The sequence below is a fragment of the Salinicoccus roseus genome, from assembly GCF_003814515.1.
Classification (GTDB): Bacteria; Bacillota; Bacilli; order Staphylococcales; family Salinicoccaceae; genus Salinicoccus; species Salinicoccus roseus.
Map to the genome: position 1 here is coordinate 276,502 of NZ_RKQJ01000004.1, position 18,686 is coordinate 295,187.

Below are 18,686 nucleotides of genomic sequence, written 5' to 3' on the forward strand. Positions count from 1 at the left end.
TCACCTTCCATTATACTTTCACCTTGCCATCTTCTATGCCAAGTGCCTGCATCTCATCCATGATTGCGTGGTTGATGTCACTGATCGACGTTGTCGTGACGAACGTCTGGACCCTGTTGCGTATCGAGGTCAAAAGATGGGACTGCCGCGTCTCATCCAGTTCACTCAGTACGTCATCCAGGAGCAGTATGGGGTATTCTCCGATCTCCTCATTGATCAGTTCGAGTTCAGCCAGTTTCACCGACAGGGCCGTCGTCCGCTGCTGTCCCTGTGAACCGTATGTCTGGACATCGAAATCGTTGATGTAGAATGCAATGTCATCCCTGTGCGGGCCGATCAGGGCCTGGCCCCGCTCAATCTCCCGCTCGAGCGTCTCCTGGAACAAGGCTTTCAGCTCCTGTTCGAGTGCACCCACTTCAGTCGCCTCGTACTTTATATTCGGATTGTATCTGACAGCCAGGATTTCCTGTCCGTTCGATATATCTGCATGTATCTTCCGTGCATATTTTTCAATCGTATCCACGAATTGCTGTCTCTTTAAAATAATTAAACTTGCATAGTATGCAAGTTGTTCATTCAACACGTCGATCATCACGCGATCGACATTCTTCTGTTTTAGGTAGTTGTTCTTCTGGGCCAGTACCTTCTGGTAGCCGCTCAGCATATTGATGTACACTTTCGAAATCTGGCCGCACTCCATATTGATGAATTTACGTCTGATCTGCGGGGATCCTTTGACGATGTTGAGGTCTTCCGGAGCGAACAACACAACATTCAAGTGCCCGATATACTGGCTCAGCTTCGATACTTCCATATGATTGACCTTTGCCCGCTTCCCTTTGCCGCTGACACTCAAGGAGAGGGGCAGATTGCTGTAGGAAGTCGTTATATTGCCATTTACAAATGCCTCGTCCTGGTTGAAGCGTATCAATTCCTTGTCCTTTGAAGTGCGGTGGCTTTTCGCCAGCGCAAGGAAATAGATGGATTCGAGCAGGTTCGTCTTGCCCTGGGCATTCCGGCCGATGAATATATTCAGTTTCGGATGAAATTCAAGGTCCAGTGTTTCATAATTCCTGAAATTCCCAAGGTGTATGCGGTTTAGGATCATTTGGAATATTCTATCCTAAACTGGCCGAATTCCCCCAGGTCCACTTCGTCACCTTCGTGCAGCTTCTTGCCTCTGCGGTTTTCCGGCTCTCCGTTCAGAAGCACCTCATTCTCCTGCAGGAACCATTTGGCCTCTCCGCCGGTCCCGATGATGCCTTCGTGCTTCAGAAATTGTCCTAATGTAATGAGTTCGTCAAATTGGATACTTTCCATGCACTCATCCTCCTTAATCTCACTACTACATTATACTACATTTTCGGATAAATTTCACTCCAGAAGCCCAAATAAAGCCTTAGGAGCGTCGAGAGATATAAATGAGGTTTCCCCCCTGAAAATACAAAAAGCGACTGAGACCCCCCTTTTTTCAGGTTTTGGGGCTCAATCGCAGATTTTGTTGGATATTAATATGTCCGGATCGGCAGGATCAGCTGGACGACTTCATCGGATTCAGCCGCCTTCAGCGTGAACGGGCGCATTGTACCGAAGAATTCGATGACGACTTCGTCATCGTTGATCGCTTTAAGCGCATCCATCATATATTTGGAGTTGAAGGAGATCTTCAGATCTTCACCTTCGACTTTTCCAGTATTGATGTCTTCATGCACAGTACCGACTTCCGGCGAGTTGGATGACAGGGCCACACCGCCGTTTTCCACACTCATGCGGATGACATTGTTGCCGCCTTCACGGGCGAGCAGCGATACCCGGTCGATTGCATGGTAGAACTCACCGTTGTTCACAGTCACCTTCGTTTCATAATTCTCCGGGAAGAGACGGGAAGTATCCGGATAGTTCCCTTCAAGGAGCCTGGAAATGAAGCGCATGTTGCCGTAGCTGAACAGCACCTGGTTCTGGGAGAAGTGGATTTCCACTTCATTATCGGAATCATTGATGATCTTGTTCAGTTCCGTCAGGGATTTTCCGGGAATGATCGCATGCATGCTGTCCATACCGAACTGGTCACCCTCGAGTTTCCTGAGGGCAAGCCTGTGGGAATCCGTGGCAGTGAACTGGATGCCGCTGTCCTGGAACTGCCAGTTTACGCCTGTCAGTACCGGACGCGTTTCAGAGAGTGAAACGGCAAAGTTCGTCTGGTTGATGATGTTCTTCAATACAGTGGAAGGAAGGATGATGCTTTCCTCGTCATTGACTTCAGGCAGCAGCGGATACTGGTCCGGATCGTTGCCGCTCAGGTTGAACTCCGATTGGGAAGCTGAAATCTTCGTCTGGAAGGCATCATTCGTTTCAAGTTCTACGAAGTTGCCGGAGAGCTTTTTGATGATATCCACAAAGAATCTTCCGGAAAGTACAACTGTACCTGTTTCATGGATTTCAAGGATTTCTTCATTATCGATTTCAGTAGGGATGGTGATTTCAATAGAAATTTCAGAATCACTACCAGTAAGAAGCAGATGATCCTCTTTCACTTCAATTTTTATGCCATTGAGAATCGGCAATGTCGTCCGGGGGGAAATTGCCTTGAGGCAATGATTCAACTGTTCGATGAAATACTGGCGGTTAATACTGATTTTCATAAGTTAATGACTCCTTATATATATTGATTAGTATTTTAAGTAATAACAGTAGTAAGGCCTGTGGATTTGTGGATAAGTCCATTCAGCCCACAGCAGCCAAGTTATCCACATGTTGGTAAAGTGTTTGTTACAGTGTAACATTTATCCACAGTGTGCACATCTTTAATTGATACGGTTTTCTACCTCTTCCAGTTCCTGTTTGAAACGTTCATCTTCTGTAATCATCTTTGAAATCTTCTCATGGGCATGGATGACGGTGGAGTGGTCCCGGCCGCCAAATACTTCCCCGATCTTCGGCAGGGAATAGTCTGTGAGTTCCCGGGCGAGATACATCGCAATCTGCCGCGGAAAAGCAATGGATTTCGTCCGTTTCTTGGAAGCGAACGATTCGATCTGGATATCATAGAATGAAGCGACCGCTTCCTGGATGTCCGTAATCGTGATCTTCTTCGATTTGGACTGGGTGACGAGATCTTTGAGCGCTTCTGAGACCATTTCGGGCGTCAGGGGCTGGTTGACGAGCTTCGAATACGCAGCAACCCGTGTCAGGGCCCCTTCCAGCTCCCGTATGTTCGTGTGGATATGGTTGGCGATGTAGATCATCGCTTCATTGGGGATCTCCACTTTCTCCTCTTCACATTTTTTGCGGAGGATTGCTATCCGGGTCTCGAGGTCTGGTGGTGTGATGTCGGTGATCAATCCCCATTCGAAACGGGATCTGAGCCTGTCTTCAAGCGTCGGAATCTCCTTCGGCGTCCGGTCGCTTGAGATGACGATCTGCTTATTGTCCTCGTGGAGGGCATTGAATGTATGGAAGAATTCCTCCTGCGTCGATTCCTTGCCTGCGAGAAACTGGATATCATCAATCAGCAGCACATCAACGTTCCGGTAGCGGTTGCGGAATTCCTCGGTCTTGTTGTCGCGGATCGAATTGATGAATTCGTTGGTGAACTTTTCACTCGACAGGTATGCCACCTTCGCGTTTGGACGATGCTCCAGCACATAGTGCCCGATGGCATGCATGAGATGGGTCTTGCCGAGTCCGACCCCTCCATAGATGAAGAGCGGATTGTAGGCTTTGGCCGGGGCTTCGGCCACGGCGAGTGATGCGGCATGGCTGAAGCGGTTTCCGTTCCCGATGACGAATGTTTCAAATGTGTTGTTTACATTGAGCTGGTTGTTCACTGGAACCTCAGGTTCCGGAGCGGTCTTTTCGGGAAGCTTCGCCGGGGTTTCCTCCTCTTCGGTGACAATCCTGATTTCAGGCTTTTCCCCCATGACTTCGAACAGCTGCTCCTGGATGAGTCCACTATAGTTCTTTTCAAGCCAATCCCTCTGAAATTGGGTATCCGCTTTGATCACAGCCGTCTCATTGTCCAGATGGATCATTGAAGTATCCTGGAACCATGTCTGGTAGCTTGCATTGGCTATGGTCCCTTTGATGCCTTTCAGCGTATTCTCCCAGATTTCCTTAATACTACTCATACGATTGTCCTCTTTTCCTATTCACATAATCACAGTGTGTGGATAATCATTTCCACAGCTTTGGATAACTATCCACAGGTTACACACATTCTGTGGACAAACTATATTGCTAGGGTGCCTTTTCCACAAATTTATATTCAAAATTATAACGAAAAACATAAGTAATATCAACAATTACAAGAAGATATACACAATATCCGCACTTATCCACAGGGCGTCTGTGAACATGTGTGAAACTGGGGATAACTCATGCAGAAGTATGTGGAAAAGAAATATCCACAATATAGTTATCCACAAAGGTTGTCAACAGCTTAAGTTATCCACACGCTGGATTTGCAGAATCCAAGTGAAAAATGTATTGAAATCTATAGGGCCATCTGTTATTCTTTAATAGTTACAATTCTAGAAGCTATACACAGGCAAAAGTATCATGGAGGTGTAATTTAATATGGTAAAACGTACTTATCAGCCAAATAAACGTAAGCACAGCAAAGTGCACGGTTTCCGTAAAAGAATGAGCACAAAGAACGGCCGTAAAGTATTGGCCCGTCGCAGAAGAAAAGGTAGAAAAGTTCTTTCAGCCTAATCCTCAAGATCATCTGAATAGGTGATCTTTTTTTGTGTAGCAAGGCAGCTTTACATTTTACCACTTTCAGGCAGCCCCACCGGAGGAGTGCGCATGCCCGGCTTGAGCACGGCGGGTTCTTCCAGTGTATATGGCATGCTATAATGACGATGAATTTTATATAATGAAATATCATATGTGAGAGAGCGTACCAATGATGAAAAAGAGATTCAGAATAAAAAAAGAACGTGATTTCCAGCTTGTTTTCAAAAAGGGCAGATCGTACGCAAACAGACAGTTCGTCGTGTATCTGGCCGACCATCCGAAGACCGATCATATGAGGCTCGGCATCAGTGTGTCCAAGCGGCTTGGCAACGCTGTTAAACGCAACAAGATCAAAAGGCGCATCCGCGTCTTCTTCCATAAGCATCAGGAACGGCTGAAGCCAAGGGAATATGTCGTCATTGCGAGGAAGCCGGTCAGCGATATGGACTACCATCAGATGGAAAAATCATTACTGCACGTGCTGAAGATCGCAAAATGTCTAAAATGATATGGGGGTTACACCATGTACAGGATTTACACAGATGAGACTGTTGATCGTGCAATCGCCAAAGGCCTTGAAGAGCTGAAAGTTTCCGAAGCGGATGTCAAAATCGATGTTGAAGAGGAAGGGAAGAAGGGGCTGTTCGGCTTCGGCAGGAAGGACGCCGTCGTCAGATTGACCGTCATAAACCCCGAACTCAAGATGTATGAATCGATTGACGCCTTGATTGCAAGAGATGCAGAACAGGCTGACAGCATCATTGCTGAAGAAGTACCCGAAGCGGCTGGGGCATCAGGCCCCGGTCCCGGGTCTTCGGGTTCATCGGATTCAATGGAAGAAAGTGAAAATGAAGAAGCGGATGTCATCGAAGCGGAGGAACTGGCACATGTGCTTGCCCAGGATGAAGAAATCGATGAGGAAGTGCATGTCCAGATTTCCATCGAAGAAGCGGCGGAGCAGACCAGGGACTACGTGGAACGGATCATCCAGGATATGAATATAGAAAGAACCAGTGAAGTCGAAGTGCTCGAGAATGAGGTGCACATCGAGCTGTTCTCCCCGATGGCCGCCAAGCTGATCGGGAAACGCGGTATAACGCTCAACGCGCTGCAGGAAGTCGCCCAGCAGTTCTTCAATTCGATATACAGGAGCTATGGTGTGATTACTCTTGATGTCGAGAACTACCGGGAGAAGCGGCGTGAAACCCTCGAGAACCTCGCAGTCAACATGTCGAAGAAGGCGAAGCGTATAGAGGGGCCGGTACAACTTGAGCCGATGCCTTCCTTTGAACGGAAGATCATGCACCATGTACTGAGCGGCATCGAAGGTATAGAAACCTATTCCAAAGGTGCAGAACCGAATCGTTATATTGTAATAGAAAAGAAGTAAAGGAGCATTGCATCATGCAATTAGAAACAATATCCAGCATCTCCACCCCGGTGGGCGAAGGTGCAATTGCAATCGTGCGTCTCTCCGGCGTGGATGCAGTGGAGATCGCAGACCGCCTCTATAAAGGTGCGAAGCCGCTGGAAGCGGTGGATTCGCATACGATCAACTACGGCCACATCTTGGATCCCGATACCGGGGAGACTGTGGAAGAAGTCATGGTGGCAATCATGAGGGCGCCCCGCACCTACACGCGCGAGGATATCGTTGAAATCAATTGCCATGGTGGTGTCCATACGATCAACCGGGTGCTCCAGCTGACGCTGAAGCACGGTGCCCGCATGGCGGAGCCGGGAGAATTCACGAAACGCGCCTTCCTCAATGGCCGGATCGACCTGTCCCAGGCAGAAGGTGTCATGGATTTCATCAGATCCAAGACGACGGAAGCATCAAAAGTTGCGAACCAGCAGATGCAGGGAAGGCTGAAAGCACATGTTGAAGGCCTGCGCCAGAGCATCCTCAACATATTGGCCCAAGTGGAAGTGAACATCGACTATCCGGAATATGACGATGTCGAAGAGGCGACCACTTCCTTCCTCGAAGAGGAGGCCCAGAAGGTCAAGGATGAAATCAGGAAGCTGCTGAAGAGCAGTGCCCAGGGAAAAATCCTTCGGGAGGGGCTGAGCACCGTCATCGTCGGGAAGCCGAATGTCGGGAAGAGTTCATTGCTTAACTACCTGATCCAGGACAACAAGGCCATCGTGACCGACGTGGCAGGAACGACACGCGATATACTCGAAGAATACGTGAATGTCAACGGCATTCCACTCAAACTCATAGATACCGCAGGCATCAGGGACACCGATGACATCGTCGAGAAGATCGGTGTGGAACGCAGCCGCCAGGCGCTGAAGGAAGCGGAGCTCATACTGTATGTATTGAACAACAACGAACCACTGACAGATGAGGATATCGAAATCCTCGATTCGATGGCAGACCAGAATGTCATCAATATCGTCAACAAGCTGGACCTCGAACCGAAGCTTGATGTCGAAGATCTTCAAAAGAGATATCCGGGTATGCCGGTGGTCAGAACATCCATCATCAACGGCACGGGTGTGGATGATCTCGAGGACCGGATCGCAAGCTTGTTCTTTGAAGGGGAAATCCAGTCCGTGGATTCCACCTATGTATCGAACAACCGCCATATCCACCTGCTTGAGCAGGCGGCCGATGCGATATCCGATGCGATAGAATCTGCCGGAATGGATGTGCCGGTGGATATAGTACAGATAGACCTTGTAAAAACGTGGGAACTGCTCGGAGAAGTGATTGGGGAAGATGTCAGTGAACAGCTGATCGACCAGCTCTTCAGCCAGTTCTGCCTTGGGAAATAAAAGGAGGAAAACTATGACAGATAATATGAAATATGATGTTGTTGTCATCGGTGCAGGCCATGCGGGCGTAGAAGCAGGACTCGCTTCTGCACGAAAAGGGCTGAAGACGCTGATGCTGACTATCAACTTGGACAATATAGCATTCATGCCCTGCAACCCTTCAGTAGGGGGGCCAGCGAAAGGGATCGTCGTCCGTGAAGTCGATGCACTCGGTGGACAGATGGCAAAAGTGATCGACAGGACGCATATACAGATGCGCATGCTGAATACCGGCAAAGGACCAGCGGTCCGTGCCCTCAGGGCGCAGGCGGATAAAGTGCTCTATCAGCAGGAGATGAAGCGGGTGCTGGAGGATGAGCCGAACCTCGATATCCTTCAGGGCATGGTGGATGAAATGATTGTGGAAGACGGTGAAGTCAAGGGTGTCAAAACGAATATCGGCACCATTTACGAAGCGAGGGCCGTCATCGTCACGACAGGCACCTTCCTGCGCGGGGAAATCATCCTCGGCGACCTCAAATATTCCAGTGGCCCGAACCATCAGATGCCTTCAGTACCGCTTGCAGACCAGATGAAGGATCTCGGCTTCGACATCGTCCGCTTCAAGACGGGAACACCGCCGCGGGTCAACTCGGACTCCATCGACTACTCCAAGACGGAGATACAGCCCGGGGACGATGTACCGCGCGCCTTCAGCTTTGAAACGACTGAATTCATCATGGATCAGCTGCCGTGCTGGCTGACCTACACTTCGGAAAATACGCATATGATCATCAATGACAACCTGCATCTATCCGCGATGTATTCCGGCATGGTCAAAGGTACAGGCCCACGCTACTGCCCATCCATCGAAGACAAGATTGTGCGCTTCAACGACAAGCCACGACACCAGATCTTCCTGGAGCCAGAAGGCCGGAGCACGAAAGAAGTCTATGTACAGGGTCTTTCAACAAGCATGCCGGAGAATGTACAGCGCGAGATGCTCTCATCCATTCCAGGACTTGAGAATGCCAGGATGATGCGTGCAGGCTACGCCATCGAATATGATGCACTCGTTCCGACGCAGCTGTGGCCGACACTTGAAACGAAGAAGATCACGAACCTCTATACTGCAGGCCAGATCAACGGTACCAGCGGGTATGAGGAAGCGGCCGGACAGGGGCTCATCGCAGGCATCAATGCAGCGAGCAAGCTGCTAGGTGAAGAGGAACTTGTACTCAGCCGTTCCGATGCATATATCGGCGTCCTCATCGATGACCTTGTGACGAAAGGGACGAATGAACCATACAGGCTGCTGACTTCAAGGGCGGAACACCGTCTGCTGCTGCGTCACGACAATGCAGATATGCGCCTGACGGAAATCGGACATCGCATCGGACTCATTTCAGACGAAAGGCTCGAAGCATTCGAGACCAAGAAGCGGCATATCGAAGAGGAATTCGACCGCCTGAAGAAGATACGCATCAAGCCGAACGCCCATACGCAGGCCATCGTGGAGGAAAGGGGCGGAACACCGCTCAAAGATGGCATTCTGGCCATCGATCTGCTCAGACGTCCGGAGATGGACTATGCCTCCATCATGGAAATACTGGAAGAGGAAACGACGCTCACACAGGAAGAACATGAACAGGTGGAAATCCAGGTCAAGTATGACGGCTACATCAAGAAGTCGCTCATGCAGGTCGACAAGGTGAAGCGCATGGAGAAGAAGAAGATACCAGCGGATATCGACTATGATGCAATCCATTCCCTCGCAACAGAGGCAAGGGATAAGCTGAAAACCGTCAAACCGCTCGATATCGCCCAGGCTTCCAGAATTTCAGGGGTGAACCCTGCAGATATTTCCATCCTTCTTGTCTATATTGAACAGGGCAGCATCCAACGGGTGGAAGCATGAAGGAAGCACAGTTCATAGAGGTCCTGCGTCACCAGGGGATCACCCTGGATGATGAACAGCGCGCCAAATTCAGAAGATATTTCGAGATGCTTGCAGAATGGAACGGCCGGGTCAATCTGACGGCCGTGACCGACGAGGAAGGGGTTTATCTGAAGCATTTCTACGATTCGCTGACGCCGCTCTTCCATGTGGATCTCCCGGAGAATGCAAGCATATGCGATGTCGGAGCGGGGGCGGGCTTCCCAAGCATCCCGCTCAAAATCCTGAGGCCCGACCTCAAAGTGACCATAGTGGATTCGCTGAATAAACGCATCCTCTTCCTGAACGAACTGACGGCAGAACTCGATCTGGATAAGATCCATCTGGTCCATGACCGCGCCGAGACATTTGCACAAGGCCCTCAGCGTCATATGTTCGATATCGTGACGGCACGTGCAGTCGCCCAGTTGAACGTGCTGGCCGAGCTCTGTCTGCCGCTTGTCCGTACAGGAGGTCGCTTCATTGTATTGAAGGGCAGAAAAGGCATGGAAGAATTGGAAGAAAGCCAGTTCGCCCTGGATCTCTTGGGAGGCGAGCTTGTGGAAACCCACAGCTTCACCCTCCCGGAGGAAGACAGTGAACGCCATATCCTCGAAATCGCGAAGAGAAGAAAAACACCCAAGAAGTATCCGCGCAAGCCGGGTACCCCAAACAAATCCCCATTAAAACAATAGGCAGGTGTTGCATGTGAAAAAACCATTTTCAAGACTTTTCGGCTTGATAGACAAAAGTGAAGATCAGCAGGAGAATGTCTCCCTGCAGCACTTGCCGATGGAAAACATCGTCCCCAACCGCTATCAGCCAAGGACGGCATTCGACCGGGAACGGATCAGGGAACTGGCCGATTCCATCGCGGAGCATGGTCTCCTGCAGCCGATCACCGTCCGGCCGATAGAGGAGGGCATGTTTGAAATCATTGCAGGGGAGCGCAGGTTCAGGGCGCTGAAGATGCTCAACCGCGAAGAAGCGGAGGTCATCGTAAAATATCTGACGGATACCGAATCTGCGGCCATTGCACTGATAGAAAATATCCAGCGCGAGAACCTATCCAGCATAGAAGAAGCGAAAGCCTATAAGAAGCTCCTCAAGATGGATGGCATCACCCAGAAGAACCTTGCACAGAATCTTGGCAAGAGCCAGTCATTCATCGCCAACAAGCTGCGTCTTCTTAAATTGTCCGATGAAGTCATTGAAGCGCTCCAGAAGCAGGAAATCACCGAGCGTCATGCAAGGTCGCTCCTCAGCCTGGAGGATTCAGGGCAGGAAGAGATGCTTGAAGACATCAGGAAGCAGAAGATGACGGTGAAGGAGACGGAGCATGCAGTCAGGAAGAAGCTGAAGCACGTCAATGACGAACTGGATTTTGATGAGGACATGTCCTTCATACTGAATGATCTCAACCGTGAAGTGGACAGGCTGAAGGACAAAGGATTCAACGTATCCTATGAGTCGGCTGATGAGGATGCTTTCCATGAAGTGACGATAAAGATCTATAGGTAGACACTCACTGTGTGGGTGTTTTTCTTATGTTACAATGGGCAGGTTGATTGATATAATGACAGCATGTGATTTTATACTTATGAGAACCCTGCACTGGAGGTAGTGGCGCATGGCAAGGCAAAAAGGACTGGGAAAGAGTCTCGGAAAGGGACTGGATGCTCTATTTTCCAGCGGTAAGGAAGGTGAGGCGGTCATCGAACTCAAAATTTCCGAAATCAGAAGGAACCCCTATCAGCCCCGTATGGAGTTCAATGAGGATAAGCTAAGGGAACTGTCTGATTCCATTGAGACACATGGCGTAATCCAGCCCATCGTGGTGAGGAAAGCCGTCAAGGGCTACGATATCGTGGCAGGGGAGAGAAGATTCAGGGCGTCCAGAATGCTCGGCAGGGAAACCATACCGGCAATCGTCAAGGAGATGACGGATACCGAAATGATGGAGCTTGCCATCATTGAAAACCTGCAGCGTGAGAACCTCAATCCGTTGGAAGAGGCGATGAGCTATCGCCAACTGATGACGACTTTGAACATCACCCAGAATGAAGTGGCAGAGCGGCTGGGGAAATCACGTCCCTACATCGCTAATATGCTGAGGCTGCTCAATCTGCCGAATGCCATCAGACAGATGATCAATGACGATCTGCTCTCCGGTGCACACGGCAGGACACTTCTGGCGCTCAAGGACCCCATCCAGATGGAAGGTGCAGCGAAACGTGCTATCGATGAAGGAATGAGTGTCCGTACACTTGAGACCTATGTAAAAAGCCTGCAGGAAGCACCTGCCAAAAGAAAGAAGAAGCAGGACAAGCCGAAGTTCATAGAGAAGCATGAGACGATGCTCAAGGAACATTTCGGAACGGCAGTGGAAATAAGGAAGAAGCGCAAAAAGGGCACAATATCATTCGAGTTCAGGAATGAAGAAGAGTTCAAAAGGCTCATCTCCATGCTGGAAGACAAGTAAACTGGAAAGTGAAGGTGGAAGCAGTGTTAGCGAATATACTGATGACAACAACTGAGGAGCCGATAATGTTCATCGGTGAAATCATGGATAATCTGAGGGATCCCGAGCTATGGATGGGTATCGCTTCAAAGCTGATACAGGCCCTCATACTGATCATTGCAGCGATGATTCTCGTCAGGATCGCCAATAGGATGATCGATAATTTCTTCAAAGTCAAATCGAAATCCCGGTTGAAAGGAAGCAGCAAGCGCAACCAGACGTTGATCAACGTGCTGCAGAATACTGCGACGGTGTTCATATGGTTCGTCGTCATCATGATGGTGCTTGAAACGTTCAGCCTGCCCGTAAGGACGCTCCTTGCCGGTGCCGGGGTCGTCGGCCTGGCAATTGGTTTCGGGGCACAGAGCCTTGTGAAGGATATGATAACAGGATTTTTCATCATTCTGGAGAACCAGTTCGATAAGGGGGATTTCGTCAGGGTGAATACTTCCGGTACGACGGTTGCCGAAGGTGAAGTGCTGTCCCTCGGCCTGCGCGCCTCCAAAATCCAGGGGTGGGAAGGTGAGCTCTTCATCATCCCGAACGGTACCATCAACGAAGTCGTCAACTTCTCCCGCTATAATGCGGTATCCATGCTCGACATGAATGTGTCGGTGGAGGAGGATCTTGACTCAGTCGAGAATACATTGGAGCAGTTCTTCGAAGCCCGTTGGCAGGAAGAGGAGATGCTCGTCTCCAAACCTGAAATCCTTGGCCTGCAGGGCATAGAGAACGGTGAAGCCATCATCCGGATAATGCTCGAGACGCAGCCGATGGAGCACTTCGGTGTGACACGCCGCATGAGAAAAGCGATCAAGAATCATCTTGAGGGCAAAGGCATCTATATCTCTGTACCTAAAATGGACATACAGGACTTTGATGATAAAATGGCTAAAGATGAAGGTGAGTAATCATGACAAAAGAATATGGTCTGAATGATATCGTCGAAATGAAGAAGCCGCATCCGTGCGGCAGCAGGCTGTTCTCCATCACCCGCATGGGGGCAGACATCAAGATCAAGTGCAACCAGTGTGACCGGGTCATCATGATGCCGCGTCGTGATTTCGAAAAGAGAATGAAAATGGTAAGAAAAAAATATGAAGCATAAAGGTGATTATAAATGGCTCTGACAGCAGGGATCGTCGGGTTGCCGAACGTCGGCAAGTCGACATTATTCAACGCAATAACAAAAGCAGGTGCACTCGCAGCAAACTATCCGTTCGCCACAATCGATCCGAATGTCGGCATCGTTGAAGTGCCGGATGAAAGATTGAATGTACTGACGAAAATGGTGGAACCGAAAAAGACCGTCCCTACGGCATTTGAATTTACAGATATCGCGGGCATCGTCAAAGGTGCATCCAAAGGTGAAGGGCTCGGCAACAAATTCCTCGCCCATATCCGTGAAGTCGATGCGATATGCCAGGTCGTACGTGCATTCGATGATGAGAATGTCACACACGTATCCGGCAAGGTCGATCCGATCGATGATATTGAAATCATCAATATGGAACTGATCTTTGCGGACCTGGAAAGTGTGGAGAAGCGGATACCGCGCCTAGAGAAGATGGCGAAGCAGAAGGACAAGGATTCAATGGCCGAGCTGGAACTGCTCTCGAAGATCAAGGAGGGACTTGAGAACGACCGACCAGTCCGGGCGCTTGAATTTACAGATGAAGAGGCGAAACAGGTCAAGAACCTCCATCTGCTGACGCAGAAGCCGATGCTGTATGTCGCCAATGTGGCAGAAGATGAACTCGGCAACCTAGAACAGAATGAATACCTGAAATCGATCGAAGCATATGCAGAAAAAGAAGGGTCTGAAGTCATCGTGATCTCCGCAAAAGTGGAAGAGGAGATTGCGGTGCTGGATGAAGATGAGAAGGAGATGTTCCTGGAAGACCTCGGCATAGAGGAATCCGGGCTGGATAAACTCATCAAGGCTGCATATAATCTCCTTGGGCTGGCGACCTACTTTACAGCGGGTGTCGAGGAAGTCCGGGCATGGACTTTCAGGGAAGGCATGTCCGCACCGGAATGTGCAGGCATCATCCATACCGATTTCCAAAAAGGATTCATCCGTGCAGAGACGGTAAGCTATGATGATCTGGTCGAGAACGGCAACATGGTGAAGGCCAAAGAGGCGGGCAAGGTCCGTCTGGAAGGTAAAGACTATCTCATGAAGGATGGCGACGTCGTTCATTTCAGATTCAACGTTTAAAAATGGTTGTAAAAAGAACCGATCACTGGTATAATATCGGATTGTGAGTAATGAAAATTATTCCTTGCTTATTTCTACGGAAATGGGCCGCTAAAGACCATAAGGAGGTGTAGAAGATGAAAGCATATGAAATTCTATATGTAATCCGCCCGAACATTGAAGAAGATGCGAAACAGGCGCTTGTTGAGCGTTTTGACAACGTTTTGACTTCAAAAGGTGCGGAAATCGTCGAATCAAAAGAGTGGGGTAAACGTCGTCTTGCATATGAAATCGAAGATTTCAGCGAAGGCTTTTATCACATCATCAAAGTGAATGCTGATGTGGAAGCCACAGATGAGTTCGAACGTTTGGCCAAAATCAACAATGATATCATTCGTCATATCATTGTACGCGACGAACAAGCAGAGAAACAGTAATAATACAATGGAGTTGATTACATGCTGAACCGTGTTGTATTGGTAGGGCGTCTTACAAAAGACCCCGAACTGAAAGTCAGTCAAAGTAATATATCTGTAGCGACCTTCACTCTGGCAGTCAACCGTCCGTTCACAAGTGCGAACGGCGAACGTGGAGCTGACTTCATCAACTGTGTCGTTTTCCGTAAGCAGGCGGAGAACGTCAACCAGTACTTGAAGAAGGGCAGTCTGGCGGGAGTAGACGGCAGATTGCAGAGTCGTTCCTATGAGAACAAAGAAGGTCAAAGAGTATATGTGACTGAAGTAGTGTGTGATAGTGTGCAGTTCCTGGAACCTAAAGGACAAGGGCAAGGCAGTAATCAACAGTACAATAATTCCGCAGACAGCTATCAGAATGCGTACGGTAACCAGTCCACTGGTTCAAGACCGGCACCTCAAAAATCCAGACAGGATACAAAAGAGGAGAATCCATTCGCAAACGCCGATGGACCGGTTGATATCAGTGATGACGATCTACCATTCTAAACCATATCCAAGATCGGATATGAAAGATGAAGTGTGAAAAGTGTGTGTGTGCATGTGCAGGATATAGTGTGTGTATCCTGCACCAGGGCATTCCGGTAACCCGGAATGCCTTTTTTATTTCACAATAATCATCCTCAGACATATTCTCTCCGGGGACAGAAGTGTTTATAATGGCAGTTAAGGATAAATTCAGATTGGAGAGTCTCTATGAAAAAGGGCGCTTTGACATGGGTAGGCATGATAGGCATATTTCTAATGATGGCCGGATGCGGCAGCAGTGCTACAGGAAACAGCGGGGAAACGATCACGATCTCCGCTGCTGCCAGTTTGAGCGAGGCGATGGAGGAAGTCGGCACGCTCTATGAAGAGGCACATCCGGATGTCGGACTGTCATTCAATTTCGGGGGATCCGGCTCGCTGCAGCAGCAGGTCTCCCAAGGTGCGCCAGTCGATCTGTTCGTCTCGGCTTCAGACGAAAAGTTCCAGACGCTGGTTGATGAAGGGACAATCGATCCTTCATCAAATACGGTACTTCTCGGCAACTCCCTGGTACTGATTGTCCCGGAGGACGGAAAAGTCTCTTCGCCAGCTGACCTCAAAGAGGCAGGAAAAGTGGCGATTGGAACGCCGAGTGCAGTACCGGCAGGCATGTATGCCAAGGAAGCTCTGGGCGCATTGGATATATTCACGGAAATAGAAGAGGATATCGTCTATGCAAAGGATGTGCGGCAAGTGTTATCCTATGTAGAGACAGGGAATGTCGAAGCCGGCATCGTCTACCGCACCGATGCACTGTTGAGTGATAGGGTGGAAATCGTCCATGAATTTCCTCAATCCCTCCATACACCGGTAAGATATCCCGCAGGTGTAATAGCAGATTCCCCAAACCATGAAACCGCCGTGGAATTCCAAGAATTTCTGCACTCCGAGACGGCCCAAAAGGTGTTTGAAGAATATGGATTCATTATTCAGTAACATCACATTCGAAGAATTTCTGGATCCCATCCGTTTGTCGGTCCGGGTTTCCATACTGGCATTCATTATTGTGCTCATTTTGGGGACGATCATCGGGAAATGGATGGTGGATATAAAATTTCCCGGGAAATCCATCGTTGAAACACTGATTATGCTGCCGCTTGTACTGCCGCCAACAGTCATCGGGTTCCTGCTGATCGTCCTCTTGGGCAACAACAGCCTGATTGGAGGGTGGATTGCCTTCATCTTCAACCAGCCCATCATATTCACCTGGTATGCTGCTGTTGTAGCAAGTGCTGTCGTAGCCTTTCCTCTGATGTACCAGTCAGCCAAGGCGGGGTTTCAGAATGTAGACAAGGATATTGAAGAAGCTGCCAAAGTGGATGGAGCGGGCCGTTTCCAGACATTCTTCACCATTTCGATCCCTCTTGCCTCAAAAGCCTTGATGGCAGGGGGCATATTGAGTTTCGCGCGGGCGCTTGGGGAGTTCGGTGCAACATTGATGTTTGCCGGTAATATACCGGGAAAGACGCAGACTGTGCCGACCGCCATCTATATTGCACTCGATTCCGGTAAAATGACCCTGGCCTGGATGTGGGTCATCACCATCGTCATCATTTCATTCATCATGCTCTTCATCGTAAGGACAAGAAGCAGCAACATATAATTGTGTGGATATAGGCAACAACTTGTGCATCATCGATTGACAATGAGACACCCAATGTGTAAAATATACCTTGCACATACAAAAACACTTACACACGTTCATCACGAAATAACTAAAATTATAGATATGAATACGCAATTGCAGTACCACACACTACTGCATGGCGACATTCAATCTGTAGAGGAGGATAACTCATGGCAGGTCCAAGAAGAGGCGGTCGTCGCCGTAAAAAGGTTTGCTACTTCACAGCCAATGGCATTACGCACATTGACTACAAAGAAGTAGATCTCCTTAAAAAGTTCATTTCAGAACGTGGTAAAATTCTTCCAAGACGTGTAACAGGTACTTCTGCGAAGTATCAGCGCCAGCTTACAAAAGCAATCAAGCGTTCACGTCATATGGCATTGCTTCCATACGTGAAGGAAGAACAATAATAATGTGAGTGAAAGCCCCATCTATAGGATGGGGCTTTTTTTCATGAAAAAAAATCCCACGGCGCAAGGCCATGGGAGTAAATTTGTAGACTATGGTCTATCTTTGTCTCTATCCAACCGGTCGTCATCAAGACGCCCTCTGTCATTTGTCGTTTCATCAATGTCCACATCTTCACGGCGGACATCCTCGGAAACATGTTCCGTGTCTCTGACTTTGTCTTTCTTGACGACCACTTCTTCACTTACCACGTCTTCTTTATCTACATTTACACGCTCTTCGTTTACCGATACATTGATGGAATCGCGGTCGTCCCCATCGATGTCACCTGCAGGACGATCGCCATCTACAGGGCGTCTTTCCACTGTAACTTCTTCACGTTCGACCGGCACATCAAATTCCTGGTGGTCCGTCTCGACATGTTTGTCAACATTCACTTCGCCTGTCTGGACGCGCTCTTTATCAACATTCAGACGCTCTTCACGAAGCTGGATCTTTTCTTCTTCGGTCAGGTCATCCCGGTCTGCAAACTCGTCATTGGCAGCACCAGCGCCAGTGGTGTTCAATGCACGATCATCAACACTGTAGCGTCCTTCTTTGTCGTCCACTGGCTCATCCCGTCCTGTATCAACTACATTCTGGTCACGGCGTCCTTCGACCATGTCATCGTTGATGGCACGGTTGTCCCGATCGCCATATTGATAATCTTCTTCGATTTCCGGCCGTTCAGCTCCATCGACATAGCGATTTTCATCGCGTCCGCCTACGCCGCCTTCCACTTCTGTTGTTCCTTCATTATGGGCACTGCCCGGCACGGAATCTGTTTCCCTGTCGATTTCCGGCCGCTCGGCACCATCAACATAGCGGTTTTCGTCTTTTTCGTCAGAACCGATGCCACCAGCTGCTGCTGTAGCACCAGCCGCTCCAGTCACGCCAGGACTATGCGCACTGCCAGGAGTGGATCTTGGACGTTCTGCAGAGTCCCCTCTATCGACCCTGTCCTCATCGTCTTCGAGCAATGGATCTTTAGGATAGTCGGTAGTATCCCCTTCAATTTCATCGTTGACATAAAGAAGGATTTTCCCGCTATCCAGAGCTTCTTTATATTCTTCCTCTTCCTGTGGATTCAGGTTGAGTCCTGTCATTACACGCTCCTCAGGGTCTTCTGCACTGAACCAGGAAACGATCTTATCCCAGGCACTTCCTTCAGAAGTCTTGTAGTTCACATCGGTATAGTTCAAGGAAGACCCTTCAAGCTCCTCTCTGGAAACTACAGTAATTTGGTTTTCGGCTACACCTTCGGATTTCAGCTGTTCAATTCTTCCAAGCATTTCCTGTTCGCTCATGTATGATTCAATTTTACGCATAACTCATACCTCCATTTTGTTTGATGATTAGGTTTTGTTACATTTTCGAAAATGACTGATTATAGCGCACATCCATCATCCTAATACGTACTAGATTTATACCCATGTGCATTTTTAATAAACTAC

General features: G+C 48.9%; 21 protein-coding genes. 16 read left to right on the top strand and 5 right to left on the bottom strand.

The window, feature by feature from the left end:
* Positions 1–10 precede the first annotated feature (10 nt).
* The 4 genes from recF to dnaA form a co-directional block, all read right to left on the bottom strand.
* A complete protein-coding gene (gene recF, locus EDC33_RS12385) occupies positions 11–1,108 on the bottom strand; it encodes a DNA replication/repair protein RecF (protein ID WP_124011406.1) in 1,098 nt (365 codons plus the stop codon).
* Positions 1,105–1,320 carry a S4 domain-containing protein YaaA gene (yaaA, locus tag EDC33_RS12390; protein ID WP_094907322.1) on the bottom strand — a complete coding sequence of 72 codons (216 nt, stop codon included), beginning with the start codon at positions 1,318–1,320 and terminating at the stop codon, positions 1,105–1,107. The genes recF and yaaA overlap by 4 nt, the downstream gene beginning before the upstream one ends.
* Before the next feature lie 188 nt (positions 1,321–1,508).
* Positions 1,509–2,642, bottom strand: a complete 1,134-nt coding sequence (dnaN, locus tag EDC33_RS12395; protein WP_040106964.1) for a DNA polymerase III subunit beta — start codon at positions 2,640–2,642, stop codon at positions 1,509–1,511.
* 162 nt (positions 2,643–2,804) lie between these two features.
* On the bottom strand, positions 2,805–4,127 hold the full coding sequence (gene dnaA, locus EDC33_RS12400) for a chromosomal replication initiator protein DnaA (RefSeq protein WP_040106963.1): 1,323 nt from the start codon (positions 4,125–4,127) through the stop codon (positions 2,805–2,807).
* 448 nt (positions 4,128–4,575) lie between these two features.
* Here dnaA and rpmH point away from each other — a divergent pair, with 448 nt between their 5' ends.
* From rpmH to rpsR, 16 genes are all read left to right on the top strand, one after another.
* Positions 4,576–4,713, top strand: a complete 138-nt coding sequence (gene rpmH / locus EDC33_RS12405; protein ID WP_000240855.1) for a 50S ribosomal protein L34 — start codon at positions 4,576–4,578, stop codon at positions 4,711–4,713.
* Positions 4,714–4,909: 196 nt separating this feature from the next.
* Entirely contained in the window at positions 4,910–5,245 is a 336-nt protein-coding gene (rnpA, locus tag EDC33_RS12410; RefSeq protein ID WP_175288337.1) for a ribonuclease P protein component, read from the top strand.
* A gap of 15 nt (positions 5,246–5,260) precedes the next feature.
* A complete protein-coding gene (gene jag, locus EDC33_RS12415; protein WP_124011407.1) occupies positions 5,261–6,127 on the top strand; it encodes an RNA-binding cell elongation regulator Jag/EloR in 867 nt (288 codons plus the stop codon).
* Positions 6,128–6,141: 14 nt separating this feature from the next.
* A complete protein-coding gene (gene mnmE / locus EDC33_RS12420) occupies positions 6,142–7,521 on the top strand; it encodes a tRNA uridine-5-carboxymethylaminomethyl(34) synthesis GTPase MnmE (RefSeq protein WP_094907326.1) in 1,380 nt (459 codons plus the stop codon).
* Positions 7,522–7,534: 13 nt separating this feature from the next.
* Positions 7,535–9,418 carry a tRNA uridine-5-carboxymethylaminomethyl(34) synthesis enzyme MnmG gene (mnmG, locus tag EDC33_RS12425; RefSeq protein ID WP_124011408.1) on the top strand — a complete coding sequence of 628 codons (1,884 nt, stop codon included), beginning with the start codon at positions 7,535–7,537 and terminating at the stop codon, positions 9,416–9,418.
* Positions 9,415–10,131 (top strand): 16S rRNA (guanine(527)-N(7))-methyltransferase RsmG, encoded by a 717-nt coding sequence (gene rsmG, locus EDC33_RS12430; RefSeq protein WP_124011409.1) that lies wholly within the window; start codon positions 9,415–9,417, stop codon positions 10,129–10,131. Before mnmG ends, rsmG begins: the two co-directional genes overlap by 4 nt.
* Before the next feature lie 13 nt (positions 10,132–10,144).
* Positions 10,145–10,957, top strand: coding sequence for a ParB/RepB/Spo0J family partition protein (locus EDC33_RS12435; protein ID WP_040106957.1), 813 nt, complete (start codon positions 10,145–10,147; stop codon positions 10,955–10,957).
* Between the two features lie 109 nt (positions 10,958–11,066).
* Entirely contained in the window at positions 11,067–11,918 is an 852-nt protein-coding gene (locus tag EDC33_RS12440; RefSeq protein WP_124011410.1) for a ParB/RepB/Spo0J family partition protein, read from the top strand.
* 41 nt (positions 11,919–11,959) lie between these two features.
* Positions 11,960–12,868, top strand: a complete 909-nt coding sequence (locus EDC33_RS12445) for a mechanosensitive ion channel family protein (protein ID WP_124011411.1) — start codon at positions 11,960–11,962, stop codon at positions 12,866–12,868.
* A 2-nt stretch (positions 12,869–12,870) separates the two neighbouring features.
* Positions 12,871–13,065, top strand: a complete 195-nt coding sequence (locus EDC33_RS12450; protein ID WP_031546760.1) for a DUF951 domain-containing protein — start codon at positions 12,871–12,873, stop codon at positions 13,063–13,065.
* Between the two features lie 12 nt (positions 13,066–13,077).
* Entirely contained in the window at positions 13,078–14,178 is a 1,101-nt protein-coding gene (gene ychF, locus EDC33_RS12455; protein ID WP_094907330.1) for a redox-regulated ATPase YchF, read from the top strand.
* 116 nt (positions 14,179–14,294) lie between these two features.
* Positions 14,295–14,594 carry a 30S ribosomal protein S6 gene (gene rpsF, locus EDC33_RS12460; protein WP_094907331.1) on the top strand — a complete coding sequence of 100 codons (300 nt, stop codon included), beginning with the start codon at positions 14,295–14,297 and terminating at the stop codon, positions 14,592–14,594.
* Between the two features lie 21 nt (positions 14,595–14,615).
* Entirely contained in the window at positions 14,616–15,119 is a 504-nt protein-coding gene (gene ssb / locus EDC33_RS12465) for a single-stranded DNA-binding protein (protein WP_040106953.1), read from the top strand.
* A 207-nt stretch (positions 15,120–15,326) separates the two neighbouring features.
* On the top strand, positions 15,327–16,094 hold the full coding sequence (gene modA / locus EDC33_RS12470; RefSeq protein WP_124011412.1) for a molybdate ABC transporter substrate-binding protein: 768 nt from the start codon (positions 15,327–15,329) through the stop codon (positions 16,092–16,094).
* Entirely contained in the window at positions 16,075–16,761 is a 687-nt protein-coding gene (modB, locus tag EDC33_RS12475; RefSeq protein WP_094907333.1) for a molybdate ABC transporter permease subunit, read from the top strand. Before modA ends, modB begins: the two co-directional genes overlap by 20 nt.
* Positions 16,762–16,955: 194 nt before the next feature.
* On the top strand, positions 16,956–17,195 hold the full coding sequence (rpsR, locus tag EDC33_RS12480; protein WP_031546752.1) for a 30S ribosomal protein S18: 240 nt from the start codon (positions 16,956–16,958) through the stop codon (positions 17,193–17,195).
* A 90-nt stretch (positions 17,196–17,285) separates the two neighbouring features.
* Here the strand turns inward: rpsR and EDC33_RS12485 are convergent, their stop codons facing one another.
* Complete coding sequence (locus tag EDC33_RS12485; protein WP_094907334.1) at positions 17,286–18,560, bottom strand: DUF2382 domain-containing protein; 1,275 nt, start codon at positions 18,558–18,560, stop codon at positions 17,286–17,288.
* Between the last annotated feature and the right edge of the window lie 126 nt (positions 18,561–18,686).

Excerpts from the sequence above, each read along its gene's own strand:
- yaaA (WP_094907322.1), bottom strand. The coding sequence starts at position 1,320 with ATGGAAAGTATCCAATTTGACGAACTCATTACATTAGGACAATTTCTG.
- dnaA (WP_040106963.1), bottom strand. The coding sequence starts at position 4,127 with ATGAGTAGTATTAAGGAAATCTGGGAGAATACGCTGAAAGGCATCAAA.
- dnaN (WP_040106964.1), bottom strand. The coding sequence starts at position 2,642 with ATGAAAATCAGTATTAACCGCCAGTATTTCATCGAACAGTTGAATCAT.
- rnpA (WP_175288337.1), top strand. The coding sequence starts at position 4,910 with ATGAAAAAGAGATTCAGAATAAAAAAAGAACGTGATTTCCAGCTTGTT.
- rpsR (WP_031546752.1), top strand. The coding sequence starts at position 16,956 with ATGGCAGGTCCAAGAAGAGGCGGTCGTCGCCGTAAAAAGGTTTGCTAC.
- rsmG (WP_124011409.1), top strand. The coding sequence starts at position 9,415 with ATGAAGGAAGCACAGTTCATAGAGGTCCTGCGTCACCAGGGGATCACC.
- ssb (WP_040106953.1), top strand. The coding sequence starts at position 14,616 with ATGCTGAACCGTGTTGTATTGGTAGGGCGTCTTACAAAAGACCCCGAA.
- recF (WP_124011406.1), bottom strand. The coding sequence starts at position 1,108 with ATGATCCTAAACCGCATACACCTTGGGAATTTCAGGAATTATGAAACA.
- EDC33_RS12450 (WP_031546760.1), top strand. The coding sequence starts at position 12,871 with ATGACAAAAGAATATGGTCTGAATGATATCGTCGAAATGAAGAAGCCG.
- jag (WP_124011407.1), top strand. The coding sequence starts at position 5,261 with ATGTACAGGATTTACACAGATGAGACTGTTGATCGTGCAATCGCCAAA.
- EDC33_RS12485 (WP_094907334.1), bottom strand. The coding sequence starts at position 18,560 with ATGCGTAAAATTGAATCATACATGAGCGAACAGGAAATGCTTGGAAGA.
- mnmG (WP_124011408.1), top strand. The coding sequence starts at position 7,535 with ATGACAGATAATATGAAATATGATGTTGTTGTCATCGGTGCAGGCCAT.
- ychF (WP_094907330.1), top strand. The coding sequence starts at position 13,078 with ATGGCTCTGACAGCAGGGATCGTCGGGTTGCCGAACGTCGGCAAGTCG.
- rpmH (WP_000240855.1), top strand. The coding sequence starts at position 4,576 with ATGGTAAAACGTACTTATCAGCCAAATAAACGTAAGCACAGCAAAGTG.
- mnmE (WP_094907326.1), top strand. The coding sequence starts at position 6,142 with ATGCAATTAGAAACAATATCCAGCATCTCCACCCCGGTGGGCGAAGGT.
- EDC33_RS12440 (WP_124011410.1), top strand. The coding sequence starts at position 11,067 with ATGGCAAGGCAAAAAGGACTGGGAAAGAGTCTCGGAAAGGGACTGGAT.
- modB (WP_094907333.1), top strand. The coding sequence starts at position 16,075 with ATGGATTCATTATTCAGTAACATCACATTCGAAGAATTTCTGGATCCC.
- rpsF (WP_094907331.1), top strand. The coding sequence starts at position 14,295 with ATGAAAGCATATGAAATTCTATATGTAATCCGCCCGAACATTGAAGAA.
- EDC33_RS12445 (WP_124011411.1), top strand. The coding sequence starts at position 11,960 with ATGACAACAACTGAGGAGCCGATAATGTTCATCGGTGAAATCATGGAT.
- modA (WP_124011412.1), top strand. The coding sequence starts at position 15,327 with ATGAAAAAGGGCGCTTTGACATGGGTAGGCATGATAGGCATATTTCTA.